This window comes from Amycolatopsis sp. NPDC051061 (genome assembly GCF_040682935.1).
Classification (GTDB): domain Bacteria; phylum Actinomycetota; class Actinomycetes; order Mycobacteriales; family Pseudonocardiaceae; genus Amycolatopsis.
The window spans coordinates 67,868-82,929 of the sequence record NZ_JBFBBZ010000020.1; the positions used below are offsets into that span (position 1 = coordinate 67,868).

Annotated in this window: 18 protein-coding genes; 6 read left to right on the top strand and 12 right to left on the bottom strand. The window is 72.2% G+C overall.

Features of this window, described 5'->3' with window-relative positions; genetic code table 11:
* Positions 1-62 precede the first annotated feature (62 nt).
* The gene (locus AB0N03_RS26065) at positions 63-1,895 is read left to right on the top strand and encodes an arabinofuranosidase catalytic domain-containing protein (RefSeq protein WP_364376830.1); all 1,833 of its coding nucleotides are present in this window, start codon (positions 63-65) and stop codon (positions 1,893-1,895) included.
* A 43-nt stretch (positions 1,896-1,938) separates the two neighbouring features.
* On the opposite strand, the gene AB0N03_RS26070 is transcribed toward AB0N03_RS26065, so the two are convergent.
* The 3 genes from AB0N03_RS26070 to AB0N03_RS26080 all read right to left on the bottom strand — a co-directional run bounded on the left by AB0N03_RS26070 (position 1,939) and on the right by AB0N03_RS26080 (position 6,313).
* Positions 1,939-2,406, bottom strand: a complete 468-nt coding sequence (locus AB0N03_RS26070) for a cupin domain-containing protein (protein ID WP_364376833.1) — start codon at positions 2,404-2,406, stop codon at positions 1,939-1,941.
* A complete protein-coding gene (locus AB0N03_RS26075; protein ID WP_364376836.1) occupies positions 2,403-5,105 on the bottom strand; it encodes a BTAD domain-containing putative transcriptional regulator in 2,703 nt (900 codons plus the stop codon). Before AB0N03_RS26075 ends, AB0N03_RS26070 begins: the two co-directional genes overlap by 4 nt.
* A 260-nt stretch (positions 5,106-5,365) precedes the next feature.
* Positions 5,366-6,313, bottom strand: a complete 948-nt coding sequence (locus AB0N03_RS26080) for a LysR family transcriptional regulator (RefSeq protein WP_364376839.1) — start codon at positions 6,311-6,313, stop codon at positions 5,366-5,368.
* Positions 6,314-6,413: 100 nt separating this feature from the next.
* Between AB0N03_RS26080 and AB0N03_RS26085 the strand changes: the two genes are divergently transcribed.
* Genes AB0N03_RS26085 through AB0N03_RS26105 form a run of 5 tightly spaced genes read left to right on the top strand, consistent with a single transcriptional unit; the run spans position 6,414 to position 9,256 of the window.
* Positions 6,414-6,650, top strand: a complete 237-nt coding sequence (locus AB0N03_RS26085; RefSeq protein WP_364376842.1) for a hypothetical protein — start codon at positions 6,414-6,416, stop codon at positions 6,648-6,650.
* Positions 6,647-7,513: a MoxR family ATPase gene (locus tag AB0N03_RS26090; RefSeq protein ID WP_364376845.1), complete on the top strand. Its 867-nt coding sequence runs from the start codon at positions 6,647-6,649 to the stop codon at positions 7,511-7,513. The genes AB0N03_RS26085 and AB0N03_RS26090 overlap by 4 nt, the downstream gene beginning before the upstream one ends.
* Complete coding sequence (locus tag AB0N03_RS26095) at positions 7,506-8,594, top strand: VWA domain-containing protein (protein WP_364376848.1); 1,089 nt, start codon at positions 7,506-7,508, stop codon at positions 8,592-8,594. The genes AB0N03_RS26090 and AB0N03_RS26095 overlap by 8 nt, the downstream gene beginning before the upstream one ends.
* A gap of 9 nt (positions 8,595-8,603) precedes the next feature.
* Positions 8,604-8,870, top strand: coding sequence for a hypothetical protein (locus tag AB0N03_RS26100; RefSeq protein WP_364376850.1), 267 nt, complete (start codon positions 8,604-8,606; stop codon positions 8,868-8,870).
* Entirely contained in the window at positions 8,867-9,256 is a 390-nt protein-coding gene (locus AB0N03_RS26105) for a hypothetical protein (protein ID WP_364376852.1), read from the top strand. The genes AB0N03_RS26100 and AB0N03_RS26105 overlap by 4 nt, the downstream gene beginning before the upstream one ends.
* On the opposite strand, the gene AB0N03_RS26110 is transcribed toward AB0N03_RS26105, so the two are convergent.
* Genes AB0N03_RS26110 through AB0N03_RS26150 form a run of 9 tightly spaced genes read right to left on the bottom strand, consistent with a single transcriptional unit; the run spans position 9,253 to position 15,061 of the window.
* The gene (locus tag AB0N03_RS26110; RefSeq protein WP_364376854.1) at positions 9,253-9,603 is read right to left on the bottom strand and encodes a hypothetical protein; all 351 of its coding nucleotides are present in this window, start codon (positions 9,601-9,603) and stop codon (positions 9,253-9,255) included. The genes AB0N03_RS26105 and AB0N03_RS26110 overlap by 4 nt on opposite strands.
* Entirely contained in the window at positions 9,600-9,875 is a 276-nt protein-coding gene (locus AB0N03_RS26115) for a hypothetical protein (RefSeq protein WP_364376857.1), read from the bottom strand. The genes AB0N03_RS26110 and AB0N03_RS26115 overlap by 4 nt, the downstream gene beginning before the upstream one ends.
* A 1-nt stretch (position 9,876) precedes the next feature.
* Positions 9,877-10,119, bottom strand: coding sequence for a hypothetical protein (locus tag AB0N03_RS26120; protein WP_364376860.1), 243 nt, complete (start codon positions 10,117-10,119; stop codon positions 9,877-9,879).
* Positions 10,120-10,126: 7 nt separating this feature from the next.
* A complete protein-coding gene (locus AB0N03_RS26125) occupies positions 10,127-10,354 on the bottom strand; it encodes a hypothetical protein (RefSeq protein WP_364376863.1) in 228 nt (75 codons plus the stop codon).
* A gap of 15 nt (positions 10,355-10,369) precedes the next feature.
* The gene (locus AB0N03_RS26130) at positions 10,370-10,624 is read right to left on the bottom strand and encodes a hypothetical protein (RefSeq protein ID WP_364376866.1); all 255 of its coding nucleotides are present in this window, start codon (positions 10,622-10,624) and stop codon (positions 10,370-10,372) included.
* 10 nt (positions 10,625-10,634) lie between these two features.
* Positions 10,635-11,213 (bottom strand): SRPBCC family protein, encoded by a 579-nt coding sequence (locus tag AB0N03_RS26135; protein ID WP_364376869.1) that lies wholly within the window; start codon positions 11,211-11,213, stop codon positions 10,635-10,637.
* Positions 11,207-12,112, bottom strand: a complete 906-nt coding sequence (locus AB0N03_RS26140) for an XdhC family protein (RefSeq protein ID WP_364376872.1) — start codon at positions 12,110-12,112, stop codon at positions 11,207-11,209. The genes AB0N03_RS26135 and AB0N03_RS26140 overlap by 7 nt, the downstream gene beginning before the upstream one ends.
* A gap of 26 nt (positions 12,113-12,138) precedes the next feature.
* Positions 12,139-14,529 carry an aerobic carbon-monoxide dehydrogenase large subunit gene (locus AB0N03_RS26145; protein WP_364376875.1) on the bottom strand — a complete coding sequence of 797 codons (2,391 nt, stop codon included), beginning with the start codon at positions 14,527-14,529 and terminating at the stop codon, positions 12,139-12,141.
* Between the two features lies 1 nt (position 14,530).
* Positions 14,531-15,061 carry a (2Fe-2S)-binding protein gene (locus tag AB0N03_RS26150; RefSeq protein ID WP_364376878.1) on the bottom strand — a complete coding sequence of 177 codons (531 nt, stop codon included), beginning with the start codon at positions 15,059-15,061 and terminating at the stop codon, positions 14,531-14,533.
* Position 15,062 lies beyond the last annotated feature (1 nt).

A 15,062-nucleotide genomic window follows, 5' to 3' on the forward strand; every position in this document is an offset into this window, starting at 1 on the left:
GAAATACAACGTTGTAAAAATCCACGCAGGTCGCTGACCTGCGGTTCGAGAGTGAGGTCCCCGTGTCCCGCGTCCCCGTGCCCAGCGGTCGAAAACTCCTCGCCACCCTCACCACGACACTGCTCGTCCTCGGGACGATGCTCGGCCTGAGCGCCACCGCGCAGGCCGCCGGTTCCCTGCCGTGCGACATCTACGGCTCCGCCGGCACGCAGTGCGTCGCCGCGCACAGCACCACGCGCGCCCTGTACTCCGCCTACGCCGGCAACCTGTACCGCGTGCAGCGCGCCTCCGACCGCGCCGAAACGAACATCGGCCTGCTCGCCACCGGCGGGTACGCCAACGCCGCCGCGCAGGACTCGTTCTGCGCCGGCACCACGTGCACCATCACGGTGATCTACGACCAGTCCCCGCGCCACAACGACCTCACCGTCGAAGGCCCGGGCACCGCCGGCGGGCAGGACGTCGCCGCGATCGCGTCCGCGCTGCCGGTCACCGCGGGCGGGCACAAGGTCTACGGCGTCTACGTCTCCCCCGGCACCGGGTACCGGCACTACGTCGGCGCCGGCGTCGCGGTCAACGGCCAGCCCGAAGGCATGTACATGGTCGCCAGCGGGACACACGTCAACGGCGGCTGCTGCTTCGACTACGGCAACGTCGAAGCGCAGATCGCCGACACCGGCAACGGCCACATGGACGCCGTCAACCTCGGCACCACCTGTTACTTCCCGCCGTGCACCGGGATCGGCCCGTGGGTGGCGGGCGACCTCGAAAACGGGCTGTTCCAAGGGAACCGCTCCAACACCGCCAACCGCGGCAACGCCACGCCGTTCGTCACCGCGCTGCTGAAGAACAACGGCCAGACGACCTTCGCGCTCAAGGGCGGCAACTCGCAGAGCGGCGGCCTCACCACCTGGTACAACGGCGCGCTGCCCTCGGGCGGGTACACGCCGATGCACCAGGAGGGGTCGATCGTGCTCGGCACCGGCGGCGACAACAGCAACGCGTCCATCGGCTCGTTCTTCGAGGGCGTGATGACCGCGGGCTACCCGACCGACGCCGCGGACGACGCCGTCCAGTCCAATGTGGTCTCCGTCGGCTACGCCGGCTCCACCGGGACACCGCCTTACGCGGCCACGGTTTCCGGCCCCGGCGGTAAGTGCCTCGACGTCGCCGGCGACGACACCGGCGGCAACGGCACCGCCGTGCAGCTGTGGGACTGCCAGGCGAACGCCTCCGACCAGCACTGGGCGCACAACGCGGACTCCTCACTGTCCACTTTGGGCCGCTGTCTCGACGTCACCGGCAACGGCACGGCGAACGGCGCGCTGCTGGAACTGTGGGACTGCAACGGCGTCGGCGGCCAGAAGTGGGTGCAGCAGGCCGACGGCTCGCTGCGCAACCCGCAGTCCGGCCGCTGCGTCGACTCGCCCAACGGCGCCACGGCCAATGGCACCCGCCTGCAGATCTGGGACTGCAACGGCGCCGCGGCGCAGAAGTTCTCCGTGACCGGCGGCGGCCCGATCACCGGCCCCGGCGGCAAGTGCGTCGACGTGGCCGGCGACGACCACGGCGGGAACGGGACCGCCGTGCAGCTGTGGGACTGCCAGTCGTTCGCCGTGGACCAGCACTGGTTCCACCTGTCCGGCGGCGCGCTGCGGACGTTGGGCCGCTGCCTGGACATCGTCGGCAACGGCACGGCGAACGGCGCCCAGGTCGAGCTGTGGGACTGCAACGGCGTCGGCGGCCAGGGGTGGACGCAGCAGGCCGACGGCTCGCTGCGCAACCCCCAGTCCGGCCGCTGCCTCGACTCGCCCGACGGCGCGACGGGCAACGGGACCCGGCTGCGGATCTGGGACTGCAACGGGTCGGCGGCCCAGCGGTTCCCGCTGACCTGACGCGCCACCCGGTGGGGACCGCGCGGTCCTCACCGGGTGGGGTTCAGGCGCCCTCCACCGAACCCGGTGGCAGGAAGTCGACGTCGTGCAGCGCCGACAACCGGACCACCTCGGCCGGGTCCGCCAGGTCGTGCAACCGGTCGAACAGCCGCGCGAGCCGCCCGGCCGGGCTCACCCAGAACAAGGCGCGGGTGCTGCCCTCGCTGCGGTTGTAGTAGGCGTGCGGGAGGCCCTTCGGCATCCGCACGGTGTCGCCCGGCCCGGCGGTCGTCCACTCGCCGTCGAGGTAGAGGGTGAACACGCCGTCCAGGACGTAGATGTGCTCGTCCTGGGTCGGGTGCACGTGCGGGGGTACCCCGGTGCCGGGCGGGTCGAGGGTCTCGAACGCGAAGCTCGACTCGCTCGCCGCCTTCAGGGTGTAGGTGTGGCCGAGCACGTTCCACACCTTCCCCTCCCCGGCGGGGGTGATCCCCTTCGGCAGCGGACCCAGCACGATTTCCTCGCCGGTCATCGAACCTCCTGCTCGTCGTGACTGATCGCGGCCAGCCGCTCCTGCACGCGGGCGTGGCGGAACTGGTAGACGCCGCCCGCCTGCCGGAGCACCCCGCGGCGGTGGGCGTCGTCGAGGAAGTGCATGAGCCGCCAGGGAAGCCGGCCGGTGGCGGCAAGCCAGACGTGGTGGACGAAGTAGTTGCCCCAGGCGCGCGTCACGAGCACCGCCAGGCCGATGCCGCCGCCGAAGAAGACGCCGACCACGATCGGCAGGACCGGGTTCGTCGCCGCCGGGAACACCTGGCCACCGGCGATCACGCCCGCGAGGCCGTAGCACCCGGCGGCGACGCCGCGGGCCATGAACCACCCGAACGCCGCGCCGGCGAGCCCGCCGGCGACGGCCAGCGCGAGGTCGTACCGCCCGCCCAGCACCGGCAGGAACCGCGTCTGTGCGGTGAACGCGAACGCCATCCCGTCGAACAGTCCCAGGGACACCAGGAAGGAGACGGCCAGCGCGATCGCGCCGGTCCGTTCGTTGCGCAGGATCGTCCTGGGACTGGACACGCGGCTGGCGTCGACCGGTTTCGCGAGCCACACGTGCACCGCGAACACGCACCCGAACACGAGCGCCAGGAACACGACCAGGCCGGCGGCCAGCGACCAGCCGAGGCCGAGCAGGACCCCGACGACGGCGCCGATCGCGAAGCGGCCGGCGAACTTCCCGGTGGCCCCGGCGAAGCGCAGTTCGGTGCGCAGCGGCTCCGGCGGGCGCCCGAAGCGGTGGGTCAGGTAGCCGGCGCCGCCGAACGAGAGGCCGTAGATCGCCGCCAGCGCCGGTCCGTCGTCGACCCAGCCGGTGACGACGAAGAACAGCGCGATCAGCGCGCCGATCAGGGCCGAGCGGGTCCCGGCGGGCACCACCCGGTACAGCTGCCACCAGGCCAGGTCGCGGCTGCGGGCCCGGTCGAGGTGCCGGGCCAGGAACCCCAGCCAGCGGGTCGCCTGCGCCGCGGTGTAGCGCCCCGACGGGCTGGTCTTCGGGTTGCGCCCCGGCGGCTGCGGTACCTGCGCGTAGGCGTTGGGGACGAACGAATCGAGCAACTGCCCTTCGAGGGCTGCCGCGTCTTCGGCGCCGAGCAGTTCCGCGGGATCCGCGCCGGGACGGCCGTAGCCGATCCGTGCGAGGTCGACCATCAACGGCGTCCGTAGCACCCGGCCCAGGGCCGCGTCCGGGTCCCGGCGCAGCCGCTCGGCCACGGGCAGCCAGCGGTCGTTCCCCCGCGCGGAGAGGTAGGTGATCGCCTCCTGCCGGGCCACGGGTTCCAGCCGCACCACGGTCGCGGCGCCCAGCACCGGGCCGGATTCGCGCGTGACCTCCTCGTACTCGGCGGACCGGCAGGTCAGCACCAGCGAGCGGCCCACCGCCATGGTCTGGTCCAGTGCGTCGAGCGCCGCGACGCGCAGATCGGCCGGCATCTCGTCGAGGCCGTCGAGGACCGGGACGACGTGGCCGCCCAGGACGAGCCGGGTGGGGGCGCCCGGCCCGTACTGCCGGGCGGTGAGCAGGGCGGGGTGGTTGTCGGCGAGCCGGCCCGCCAGCCACCGGTCAAGGTGTTCGCGGCGCGGATCCCAGGAGGCGAGCGAGAGCAGGACCGGGACCGGCGCCCCTGGCGCGCGGGTGCGCAGCAGCTCCAGCGTCAGCATCAAGGCGAGCACCGACTTGCCGGACCCGGGATCGCCGAGCACGACCAGCTGCCGCTCGGGCAGCGCGGTGAACGTCTCCGCGATGTCGTCGAGGTCGCCCCGGCGTGCGGGCCGTCCCGGCCGCGCGAGCGCCGACCAGCGCAGGACGATCGGCTGCGGCCGGTGCAGGGACCGCAGTTCGGCTTCGGCGCGCCACTGCCACGTGACGGCTTCGGCCAGTTCGGTGACCGCGCGGTCGAAGTGGTGGTGCTCCGGCGGGGCTTCCGGCTCGAGCTCACTCGGGGTGGCCTCGGCGAGGATCTGCTCGTGCAGCCGCCGCAGGTCGGGGTTCGGGTCGACGCCGAGTTCGTCGGCCAGCCGCCGGCGCAGTCCGTGGAACAGCGTCGAGGCTTCGGCGTAGCGGCCTTCCTTCGCGAGGGCGCGCATCAGGAGCAGGTGGGATTGCTCGCGCATCGGGTGTTCGCCGCAGAACTCGGTGAGTTCGCGGACGACCTCGTCCGTTTCGCCGAGCCGCAGCCGCCACTCGGCACCGAGCTCCACGGCGTCGGCGCGCTGTTCGTCGAGCACCGCGGCACGGCCGGCGAGCGTGGTCGTCCGCAGTCCGTCGAGTGCCGGGCCGCGCCAGAGCGCGAGCGCGGCACGGATCTCTTCGACGGCGTCGAGGAGCTTCGCCTGGCCGGCGAGTCCTCGCGCGGCCGCGACGTGCCGGCGGAACCGGAGTGAGTCGAGGTCGTCGACGTCGGTCTGCAGGCGGTACCCGGGTCCGTCGGTGACGATCGCGCCGCCGGCCTCGCCGAGCCGGCCGCGGAGGGCGGAAACGCAGTTGCGCACCTGCTTCACGGCCGTCGCCGGCGGCTCGTCCTCCCAGAGCGCGTCGATCATGCGCTCCACCGGGACGACGGAGTTGGGGTTGAGCAGCAGGACGGCGAGCGCGCGCTGCCGGCGCGGGCTCGCGAGGGTGATCCGGTCCCCGTACGCCCGCACTTCCAGCGTCCCGAGAATCCGGAACCGCATCGCATCCCCCTGTCCTCAAAGGCTACCGGCTTCGAAACGCGCAGGTGACGGTACGGATGCCGGCGCGAGGACGAAACGAGGACGGCGTCGGCAACCCTAGGGGCACGGCGAAAGAGGGGGAATGCCGGGGCGACCCGGTGGCGGGCGCGTCGTTGGGGGTCGCGCCCACCACCGGGACCGCCGGGCATCCACGGGAGATCACGAACCTGATCCGGGTCTGCCGCCCGAGCCCTGAAAGCCTCCTGGCGGCCGGCCCGGCGTCAGCTCCAGATCGTCACGTAGACCGGCGGCCGGAACCTCGACGGCGGCACCCCGCTGCCCGGCGAGCGCATCACCTGCATCGCGGCCGGGGTGCCGAGGAAGTGGCGCAGGGAGTTGGCCGCCCCCGAACGGCGGTCGGTGGGCAGTGTCGTCACGTGCCAGCACAGCGACATCGGCGTTGCGCGCGTCGGGACCACCGCCAGCTCGTGGCGGCGCAGCTGGGGCGCCACCAGGTGCTCCAGCGCCACCGACACCCCCGCCCCGCTGGCCGCCGCCGACCACGCCGCCGTCTGGTTGGGGAAGATCTGGATGCCTTCGTCCGGGACGCCCAGCCGGCGCAGCAGCCGGAGCGTGTCGCTGCCGGCGTCGGCGCCGGCCGGGTCGAGCAGCCAGCGCCAGTGCGCGGGACTGCCCTGGTGGCGGCTGTTCGGCGAGCCCACCACCACGAGCGAACCCCGGAAGACCGGGACGCAGTCGAGGCCCTTCGCCGCGTCGCCGGTCAGCTCGGGACCCAGCGCGACGTCGGCGAGCCGGTTGGCGACCAGGACCGCCAGCTCCGTGGTGCGCGCCAGCCCGGCCGAGGCGTCGATCGAGGTGCCCGGCCGCCGGGTGAACGCCTCCAGCAACGGGTTCGCCACGAACTCGGCGATTTCGCTCGTGACCGCCAGCTGCAGCCGCGCGGCGACGCCGTTGGCCTGCCGGACGGCGGCGTCCGCCTCCGCGCCGAGCGCGACCATCTGCGAGGCGATCGGCAGCAGCCGGCTGCCGCCCGCGGTGAGCGTCATCCCGCCCGCGCGCTTGGTCAGCAGCTTGTCCCCGTGGTGCAGGCGCAGGGCGGCCAGCGCCTGGGACACCGCGGGCTCGCTCACGCCGAGGGCCTTCGCCGCGTCCGTGACCGAGCCCAGCCGGGCCACCAGGACGAACGCGTTGAGCTGGCCCAGTGTCATAGTCCCAGGTTCTCCGTCGAGCCGATCACGGGACACTACAACTTAAGGGAAGCATTAATCGAGGGCCATCAGGGACACGAACCGGTTCTAGCCTCGGCTGATGGCCGATTCCGACGAAACCCTCCGGGTCCTGCGCGAGATCTGGGACGCCGGCGGGCGCAACAGTGAAGACGTCGAAGAAGCGTGCGGACCGCAAAAGGCGTGCAAGAGCATGCAGGCGGTCGGCTTCGACGGGCTCACTTCGAGCTGGCGGGACCAGCTGGCCGCCGACGGCAAGCTCGACGCCGGCGCGAGCCCGGTCCGCGACCTCGTCCTCGGCCGCGACCCGCAACCGTGACGCGGGAGTACCCGGACACCGTCGCCGGCCTGACCGAGCGGCTGCGCGGCGCCGGCTACCTCGCCGATCGCGGCCTGGCCACCGCCCTGCTCGTGGCCACCCGGCTGCACCGGCCGATCCTCCTGGAAGGCGAGGTCGGCGTCGGGAAGACCGAGCTGGCCAAGACGGTGGCGGCGGTGTTCGACCGGCAGCTCGTCCGCCTGCAGTGCTACGAGGGCATCGACACCGCGCAGGCGCTCTACGAGTGGGACTACGCCCGCCAGCTCCTGCACATCCGGTCGCTGTCCGCCCCGGCCGCGGGCGAGCACGCCGTGGCCGACCTGTTCGGTCCCGAGTTCCTGGTGGAACGGCCGCTGCTCACCGCGATCCGCCGAGGCGCCGACGCCGTGCTGCTCATCGACGAAATCGACCGCGCGGACGACGAGTTCGAAGCGTTCCTCCTGGAGCTGCTGGCCGACTTCCAGGTGACCGTGCCCGAGATCGGGACGATCCGGGCGCCGAGCCCGCCCCTGGTCGTCCTGACCTCGAACCGCACCCGCGAGCTGCACGACGCGCTCAAGCGCCGCTGCCTCTACCACTGGATCGACTACCCGGCCGCCGAGCGCGAGGTCGAGATCGTGCTGGCCCGGGAACCCGAGCTGCCGGAGCTGCTGGCCCGCAAGGTGGTCGCGGCCGTGCACCGACTGCGCGAACTGGACCTGGCGAAGCCGCCGGGGGTCGCGGAGACGATCGACTGGGCGCGGATGCTGCGGTTCCTCGGTCTCGAGGAGCTCGACGCCGACACGCTCGGCGCGGTCGTCAAGGACCGCGACGACCTCGACGTCGTCCGCGCGAACCTGGCGGAGATCACCTCCGGTGGCTGAAGCGTTCGTGCCCTTGTTCGTCGGCTTCGCCCGCGCGCTGCGCTCCGCCGGAATCGCGACCGGGCCGGGCGACGTGCTGACCTTCTGCCGGGCGACGGCCGTGCTCGACCCGGCCGATCTGTCCGATGTGTACTGGGGTGGCCGGGTCACGCTCCTGGGGCGCCGCGAGGACATCCCCCGCTACGACGAGGTCTTCCGGCGCTACTTCCTCGGCGGCGACGCACCCCCTGAAGCGTTCCTGGCGGAGGTCGCCGCCGACGCCGTACTCGCCCTGCCCGATCCCGAGGGAGACGGGCCCGAGCGGGAGGCGGAGGCGGTGCTCGGGCTCACCGCGTCCGACGTCGAAGCGGTCCGGGACAAGGCTTTCGGCGCGTGCACACCCGAGGAACTGGCCGCCATCCGCCGGATCGTGGCCCGGCTGCGGCTCACCCCGCCGCGCCGGCGCACCCGCCGCACGAGGCCGGCGCGCAAGGGCCCGATCCCCGACCTGCGCGGTACCGTGCGCGGGACTCTGCGCCGCTACGGCGAGATCGACGAGCTGCGGAGACGCCGTCGCCGCGTCAAGCCGCGCCCGCTCGTGCTGGTGCTGGACGTGTCGGGCTCGATGGCGGACTATTCGCGGCACCTGCTGCAGTTCGCCTACTCCGCGCGCCGCGCGGCGGCCCGGGTCGAGGTGTTCTGCTTCGGCACGCGGCTCACCCGGATCACCGACGAGCTGGGCGAGCGTGACGCCGACTTCGCGCTCGCGAAAGCCGCCCGCACGGTCGTCGACTGGGAAGGCGGCACGCGGATCGGCGACGCGCTGGCCGAGTTCGTCCGCCGCTGGGGCCGGCGCGGGCTCTGCCGCGGCGCGGTGGTGGTGATCTGCTCCGACGGCCTCGACCGCGGCGATCCGGAGGTGCTGGCGAACGCCGTCGAGCGGCTGTCGCGGCTGTGCCACCGGCTGGTGTGGACGAACCCCCACCGGCACCCGGGCGCGGTGGGGATGCTCGTCGCCGCCCCGCACGTCGACCTCGTCGTGCCGGGTCACGACCTGCGCAGTCTGGAAGAGCTGGCGGCGCTGCTGCCCCGGCTGGGATAGGAGGGCGCGATGCTCTGGAGCGTGGCGATCGAAGCGGCCGGGAACCGGGTGCTGACGCGGGAGGAGATCGTCGACCTGGCCGACGCGGTCGCGGCGAGCGGCGGCATCGCGAGCGGGATCGGCACGACGCGCTACGGCGCGCGGCTGCTTGTGGAGGCGCCCGACCGGGCCACCGCCGTCGACCTCGCGACCCGGGACTTCGGCCGGGCGGTGGCGACCGCGGGGCTCCCGGTGTACCCCGTGGTGCGCGCGGAAGCGCTGGGCGAGGACGAATGATCCGGCTCGGTTCGGCGGCGGGCTACCCGTTCGAGGGGCCACGGCTGCTGGGCGGCTGGACCCCGCCGGCGACGGCGGCGGTGTACGCCGTGCTCTACAAACCCGACCCGGACGAGCGTCCGGAGCGGTACGCCGTTGTCTACATAGGACACAGCGATGACCTGTCGGGCGAGCGGTTCCCGTTCCAGCACGCCCGGGCGGCCTGCTGGATCAAGCGGGCCGGGTCGCGGTGGAAGGTGCACATCGGCACGTTGGAGGCCCCCGGTGCGGGACGGGCGCACCGGGAGCAGATCGTGCGGGAGCTGCTGGCCGTCTACCGCCCGCGCTGCAACGCGGAGCGGTTCGAGCACGACTGGCCGGAGCACTGGATCGGGCACAGCCGCTAGCGCGGGACGAACCCCACCATTTCGTGCAGCCGCGAGCGTCGCGTACCCGACGCCGGCCGCGCGGGCGCACGCTCCCCCACCGGGGGTTGGTAGGTCGCGCCGACGACGATGTCCTCGGCCATCCCGTACAGCAGTGGCAACGCTCCCGCGACCACTCCGCCGGTGCGGTTGATGTGCTCGACGCCCGGCACGATCAGCTCCGCGTGCCCGTTGATCTCCCGGACCTTCTCCGCGCAGTCCTCGAGGTTCGCCGCGATCCGGGCGAGCAACGAGCCCACCCAGTACAGGTACCCCGCGAGTACCGCGGTCAGCAGCACGATGTCGACGACGGTAAGCACCACCATCATGACTTCACCTTTCCGAGCACGCGCCCGAGGAACAGGTGGTGCCGCAAGCCTTCGGCGAGCACGCCGTCCACGCGCCCGGCGGTCTCCGGGATGAGCGCGGTGTCGGACGTGTTCGAAGCCGCCGCGCGCAGCGTTCCGCGGATCCCCGCGACGCGTTCGTCGATGACGCGCACGTACTTGATCAGCAAGCTCAGCAACCCGGCCACCGCGAGCACCACCACGAACCCGGCCACGATCGCGATCCACCAGAGCGTCTCGTCGGACGAAGACACGTCAGCCTCCCAAGCGTTCCCGGCCACGGCGCAGGCCGGCCGTGATGACCTCGGCGTGGTCGATGGTCGTGCGCAGGCCGCGCAGCGCCGCCGTGTACCGCACCGCCGCCTCGAGTTCGGCGTCGATCAGCGGGGCCACCCGGCCGATCGACCGCGCCAGCACCAGGATCGGCACGACGAGCGCGACGACGGCCAGCACGACCACCGCCCCGATCACGTACCCGGCGATCCAGCCTGTCGTCATGACCACCTCACACGGATTCGCAGAAGTCGCGCACCGGTTTCAGGTCCGCGTTGACGCTCTCCAGCGCCCCGGGCACCGGCGCGGTGCGCACGGCCACCAACCGGACACCGCCCAGCACGAGACCGAGCGTTTTCCGCACGTGCGCCAGGTGCAGGACGACGCGCAGGAGACCGACGGCGGCGAACAGGATGATCAGGGCCGCGATGGCCAGGGTCACCCAAGCGGCAGCGGGCATGAGGCGTTTCTCCTTTCAGCCGAGCAGTTTCGCGACGCTGCCGGCGTACCGGGTGGCGCCCGCGGACACTTCTTCGATGGTCGTCGCCGTCCGGGCCAGTGCGGCCGGCACCGGCTCCAGCTGCCCGGCCAGGCGGGCGCCACCAGCCAGGATGTCGTCGGCCGCGCCGCGGATGCGCTCCACGGCGGCGAGGACCCGGTTCAGCAGGGCGATCACCACCGGCAGCACGACGAACAGCAGCACGGCGTTGCCGATCCACCACAGGACCACGACGTCCTCCTCAGGCCGGTTTGCTCTGGTAGGGCAGGAAGAACCGGCGGAACACCCGCCGCAGGGCCATCAACGCGGCCTGCACGCCGATCCGGAACCCCCGGGCGGGCGCGGCCCCGGCGACGAGCTCCTCGCCGCGTTCGACGCGGTCGATGCCGTCCTGCAGGTTCACCGCGAAATCCCGCATCAGCACCGACGAGACGTCGGCGATCATCCCGCGGCCGTACTGCGCGGCGGCGCCGGAGATCTGCAGGTCCTGGTCGACGTCGACGCGGGTGCCCGTCCCGGAACGCACGAGCGTCGCGGTGAGTGACATGCCCGCCGTCCCACGCCCCTTCTCCTCGGACCCTTCGGCGTTGACGACGATCCGGTGGGCCGCGTCGTCGCGTTCGACGATCTCCGCGGTGCCCTTGAACCGCAGCGACACCGGGCCCATGCGGACGGCGACCCCGCCGCGGTAGCGCTCCTCGCCGAGGTCCTCGGTCAGCTCCGCGCCGGGCAGGCAGACGGCGACGCGCGGGACGTCGTCGAAGAACCGCCAGACCTTCTCGACCGGCTGGGCGACGTCGAACCGGTTCCGGATCAGCATCGGACGTCCTTCCTCGCGTAGGCCCCGGGGTCCCGGCGGAACGCGTCGCGGCAGCCGGCGCAACAGAAGAAGTAAGCGGTCCCGTCGTGCTCGACCGGCTCACCGATCGGCTCGACGGTCATGCCGCACACCGGATCGACCAGGTCGGAAGCCGGAGGCGGTGAAGCAGGCCGGGACGCGCGGAAGGCGACCAGCTCGGCCAGGATCGCGACGGCGATCTCGCGGTGCGGCACCGGCCCGAGGTCGAGCCCGGCCGGGACCCTCACCCGGTCGAGGTCGGCCCGCGGCACCCCGCGGTCGGCCAGGTACCCCAGCACGGCCTCGCCCCGCCGCCGTGATCCGACCAGCCCGACGTACGCCGGCCCGGCACGCAACGCGCCTTCGACGGCGTCTTCGTCGAAATGTCCTTGCGTGGCCACCACGACCATGCTGCCCGGGCCGACGTCGTCGAACTCGGCGCGGCCGATCAGCTCGGCGCACCAGCCGAGCGCGGTGGCGAGGCCGACGAGCGTGCGCGCCATCGGCGACCGGCCGACGACCAGCAGGTGCGGCGCCGGTTCGACCGGCTCGACGTAGATCTCCAGCGCCCCTTCGCTCTGGCAGGCGATCGGCACGACCGTCATCCCGTCCGGGACCGCTCCGCCGAACTGGCCGGACGTCCCGAGCAGCAGGAGCCGCGGCTGTCCGTCGGCGATCGCCTGGCGCGCCTCGCGGATCACGACCGGTTCGGCGCAGGCCCCGCCGATCCAGCCGTCGAGGACGCCGTCGGCGGTGACGATCGCCCGGCAGCCCTCTCTGCCCGACGACGGCCCCTGGCGCCAGACCACCGTGGCCCACGCGAACGCCTCGCCCCGGTCGGACAGTTCCCGGGCCCGATCGAGCAACGTCCAGTCGTACATGGAAGTCCTTTCAGTCCGACGTCCGCTCAGTCCGATGTACGGAGCGGCGGCATGCCGGACACGTCGCGGCGGTCCCGCAGCGCTTCCCAGACGCGGTCGGGCAGCACCGGCATGTCGATGTTGCGCACGCCGGTGTCGTCGAGCGCGTCCATCACCGCGTTGACGAAGGCCGCCGGGCCGCCCACGGCCGCGCACTCCCCCACGCCCTTCGCGCCGATCGGGTGGTGCGGCGACGGCGTGACGACTTCGCTGTGCAGCTCGAACCCCGGGGTCTCCCACGCGGTCGGCAGCAGGTAGTCCAGGTAGTTCGAGCCGATGCAGTTGCCCTCGGCGTCGTAGGTGATGAACTGCATGTTGGCCATCGCGTAGGCCTCGGTGAGCCCGCCCATGATCTGGCCTTCGACGATCATCGGGTTGATCCGCACGCCGCAGTCGTCGACGGCGACCAGGTTGAGCACGTCCCACACGCCGGTCTGCGGATCCACCTCGACGGTGACGATGTAGACCGCGAACGGCCAGGTCAGGTTCGGCGGGTCGTAGTAGGCGACGTTCTCCAGGCCGGGTTCCATGCCGTCGGGCATGTTCCCGTACGCGGCCATCGCGCACTCCTGGATCGTCACGCCGCGGTCGGGCGCGCTGCGGACGTAGAACCGGCCCAGCTCCCACTCGACGTCCTCTTCGGACACTTCGAGCAGGTGCGCGGCGAGTTTCCGTGCCTTGGCCCGGATCTTGCGCGCCACCATCGCGGTCGCCGCGCCGGCGACGGGCGTGCTGCGCGAGGCGTAGGTGCCCATGCCGAACGGCGCGGTGTCGGTGTCGCCGTGCTCCACCACGATGTCGTCGGCCGGGATGCCCAGCTCGTGCGAGACGATCTGGGCGAACGTCGTCTCGTGGCCTTGTCCCTGGCTCTGCGCGCCGATCCGCAGCAGCGCCTTGCCGGTGAGGTGCACCCGCAGCTCGGCCGAGTCGAACATCTTGATGCCGAGGATGTCGTACTCGCGGCTGTTGCCCGCGCCGAGCGGTTCGGTCATGGTCGAGATGCCGATGCCCAGCCGGCGGCCGCGAGCCCGGGCTTCTTCCTTCTGCCGCAGGAAGTCCTCGTACCCGACGGCCTTGAGTCCGACGTCTAGGCACTTCTCGTACTGGCCCGAGTCCACCAGGAAGCCGTACGGCGTGCGGTGCGGGAACTGGTCGTCGCGCACGAAGTTGCGCCGGCGGAACTCGGCCTGGTCGATGCCGAGGTCCAGAGCGGCCTGGTGGACCATGCGCTCCTGGAAGAACATCGCCTCGGTGACCCGGAACGAGCACCGGTAGGCCACCCCGCCGGGCGCCTTGTTCGTGTAGGTGCCGCGCGCGGCCAGGTAGGCGTTCGGCACGTTGTAGCAGGCGAACGCCGAGTGCAGCAGACCGATCTTGAACTTGCTGGGCTGGGCGTCGGCGAAGAACGCGCCGTGGTCGGCCACCGCCTTCATCCGCACGCCGAGGATCCGGCCGTCGCTCGTCAGCGCCATCTCGCTGTCGAGGTACATGTCGCGGGCGAACCCGGTCGAGATCAGGTTGCCGGTCTTGTCCTCGATCCACTTCACCGGCTTTTCCAGCAGGATCGAGCAGAGGATCGAGCACACGTACCCCGGGTACACGGGCACCTTGTTGCCGAAGCCGCCGCCGACGTCCGGGGAGATGATCCGGATCAGGTGCTCGGGCAGCTCGGCGATCATCGCGACGGCGGCCCGCACGATGTGCGGCGCCTGGGACGTCAGGTAGACGGTGAGCTTCGACGTCGCCCGGTCGAAGTCGGCGACCGAGCCGCAGCATTCGATCGGCGACGGGTGCGAACGCGGATAGTGCAGGCGCAGCTTCGAGATCCGGTCCGCTTGCTCGAACGCCCGGTCCGTGCCCTCGCGGTCGCCGACTTCCCAGTCGTAGATGACGTTGTCGCGCTGCCCGGCCTTGTCGTCGCGGATGATCGGCGCGTCTTCGGCCATCGCCTGCTCGGGGTTGACGACCGGCGGGAGCGGCTCGTACTCGACGTCGATCGCGTCGCACGCGTCCTTGGCGATGTACGGGTCGTCGGCCACCACGCAGGCGACCTCCTGGCCCTGGAAGCGCACCTTGTCCGTGGCCAGCACGGCCTGGGTGTCGTAGGACAGCGTCGGCATCCAGGCGAGGTTGCGGGTCGCGGCCATCTCGCCGGTCAGCACCAGCCGCACACCCGGGATCTCCCACGCGCGGCTGGTGTCGATCGACTTGATCCGCGCGTGGGCCAGCGGGCTGCGCAGGATCTCCATGTGCAGCATGCCGGGGAGCACGATGTCGTCGGTGTAGTTGCCCTTGCCGCGCAGGAAGCGGTTGTCCTCCACGCGGCGGCGGCTGGCGCCGAGCCCGCCGATCTTGTTCTCGTCCAACGCCTGGGACACGTCACGCCTCCGGTTCGTTGCGCAGCCGGGCCGCCGCCCACAGCACCGACTTGACGATGTTCTGGTAGCCGGTGCAGCGGCAGAGGTTGCCCGAGAGCGCCCAGCGCACCTCGTCCTCGGTCGGGTCGGGGTTCTCCGCGAGCAGCGCCTTCGCGGCCATCAGCATCCCGGACGTGCAGAACCCGCACTGCAGCCCGTGTTCCTCCTTGAACCCCTCCTGCAGCGGGTGCAGCCCGCTCGGCGTCGCGAGGCCTTCGACGGTCGTCACCGCGCGCCCGTCGGCCTGGACGGCGAGCATCGTGCACGACTTGATCGGGCGGTCGTCGACGAGCACCGTGCAGGCCCCGCAGTTGGTGGTGTCGCAGCCCAGGTGGGTGCCGGTGAGCCGCAGCCCTTGGCGCAGCAGGTGCGAGAGCAGCAGCCGGGGCTCGCACTCGACGACGCTGCGGTGCCCGTTCACCGTGACGGTGATCCGTCGCGTCGGGACGTCCCCTTGGTCCGGACCTTCCTCGATGACCCGCACGCTCGTCATC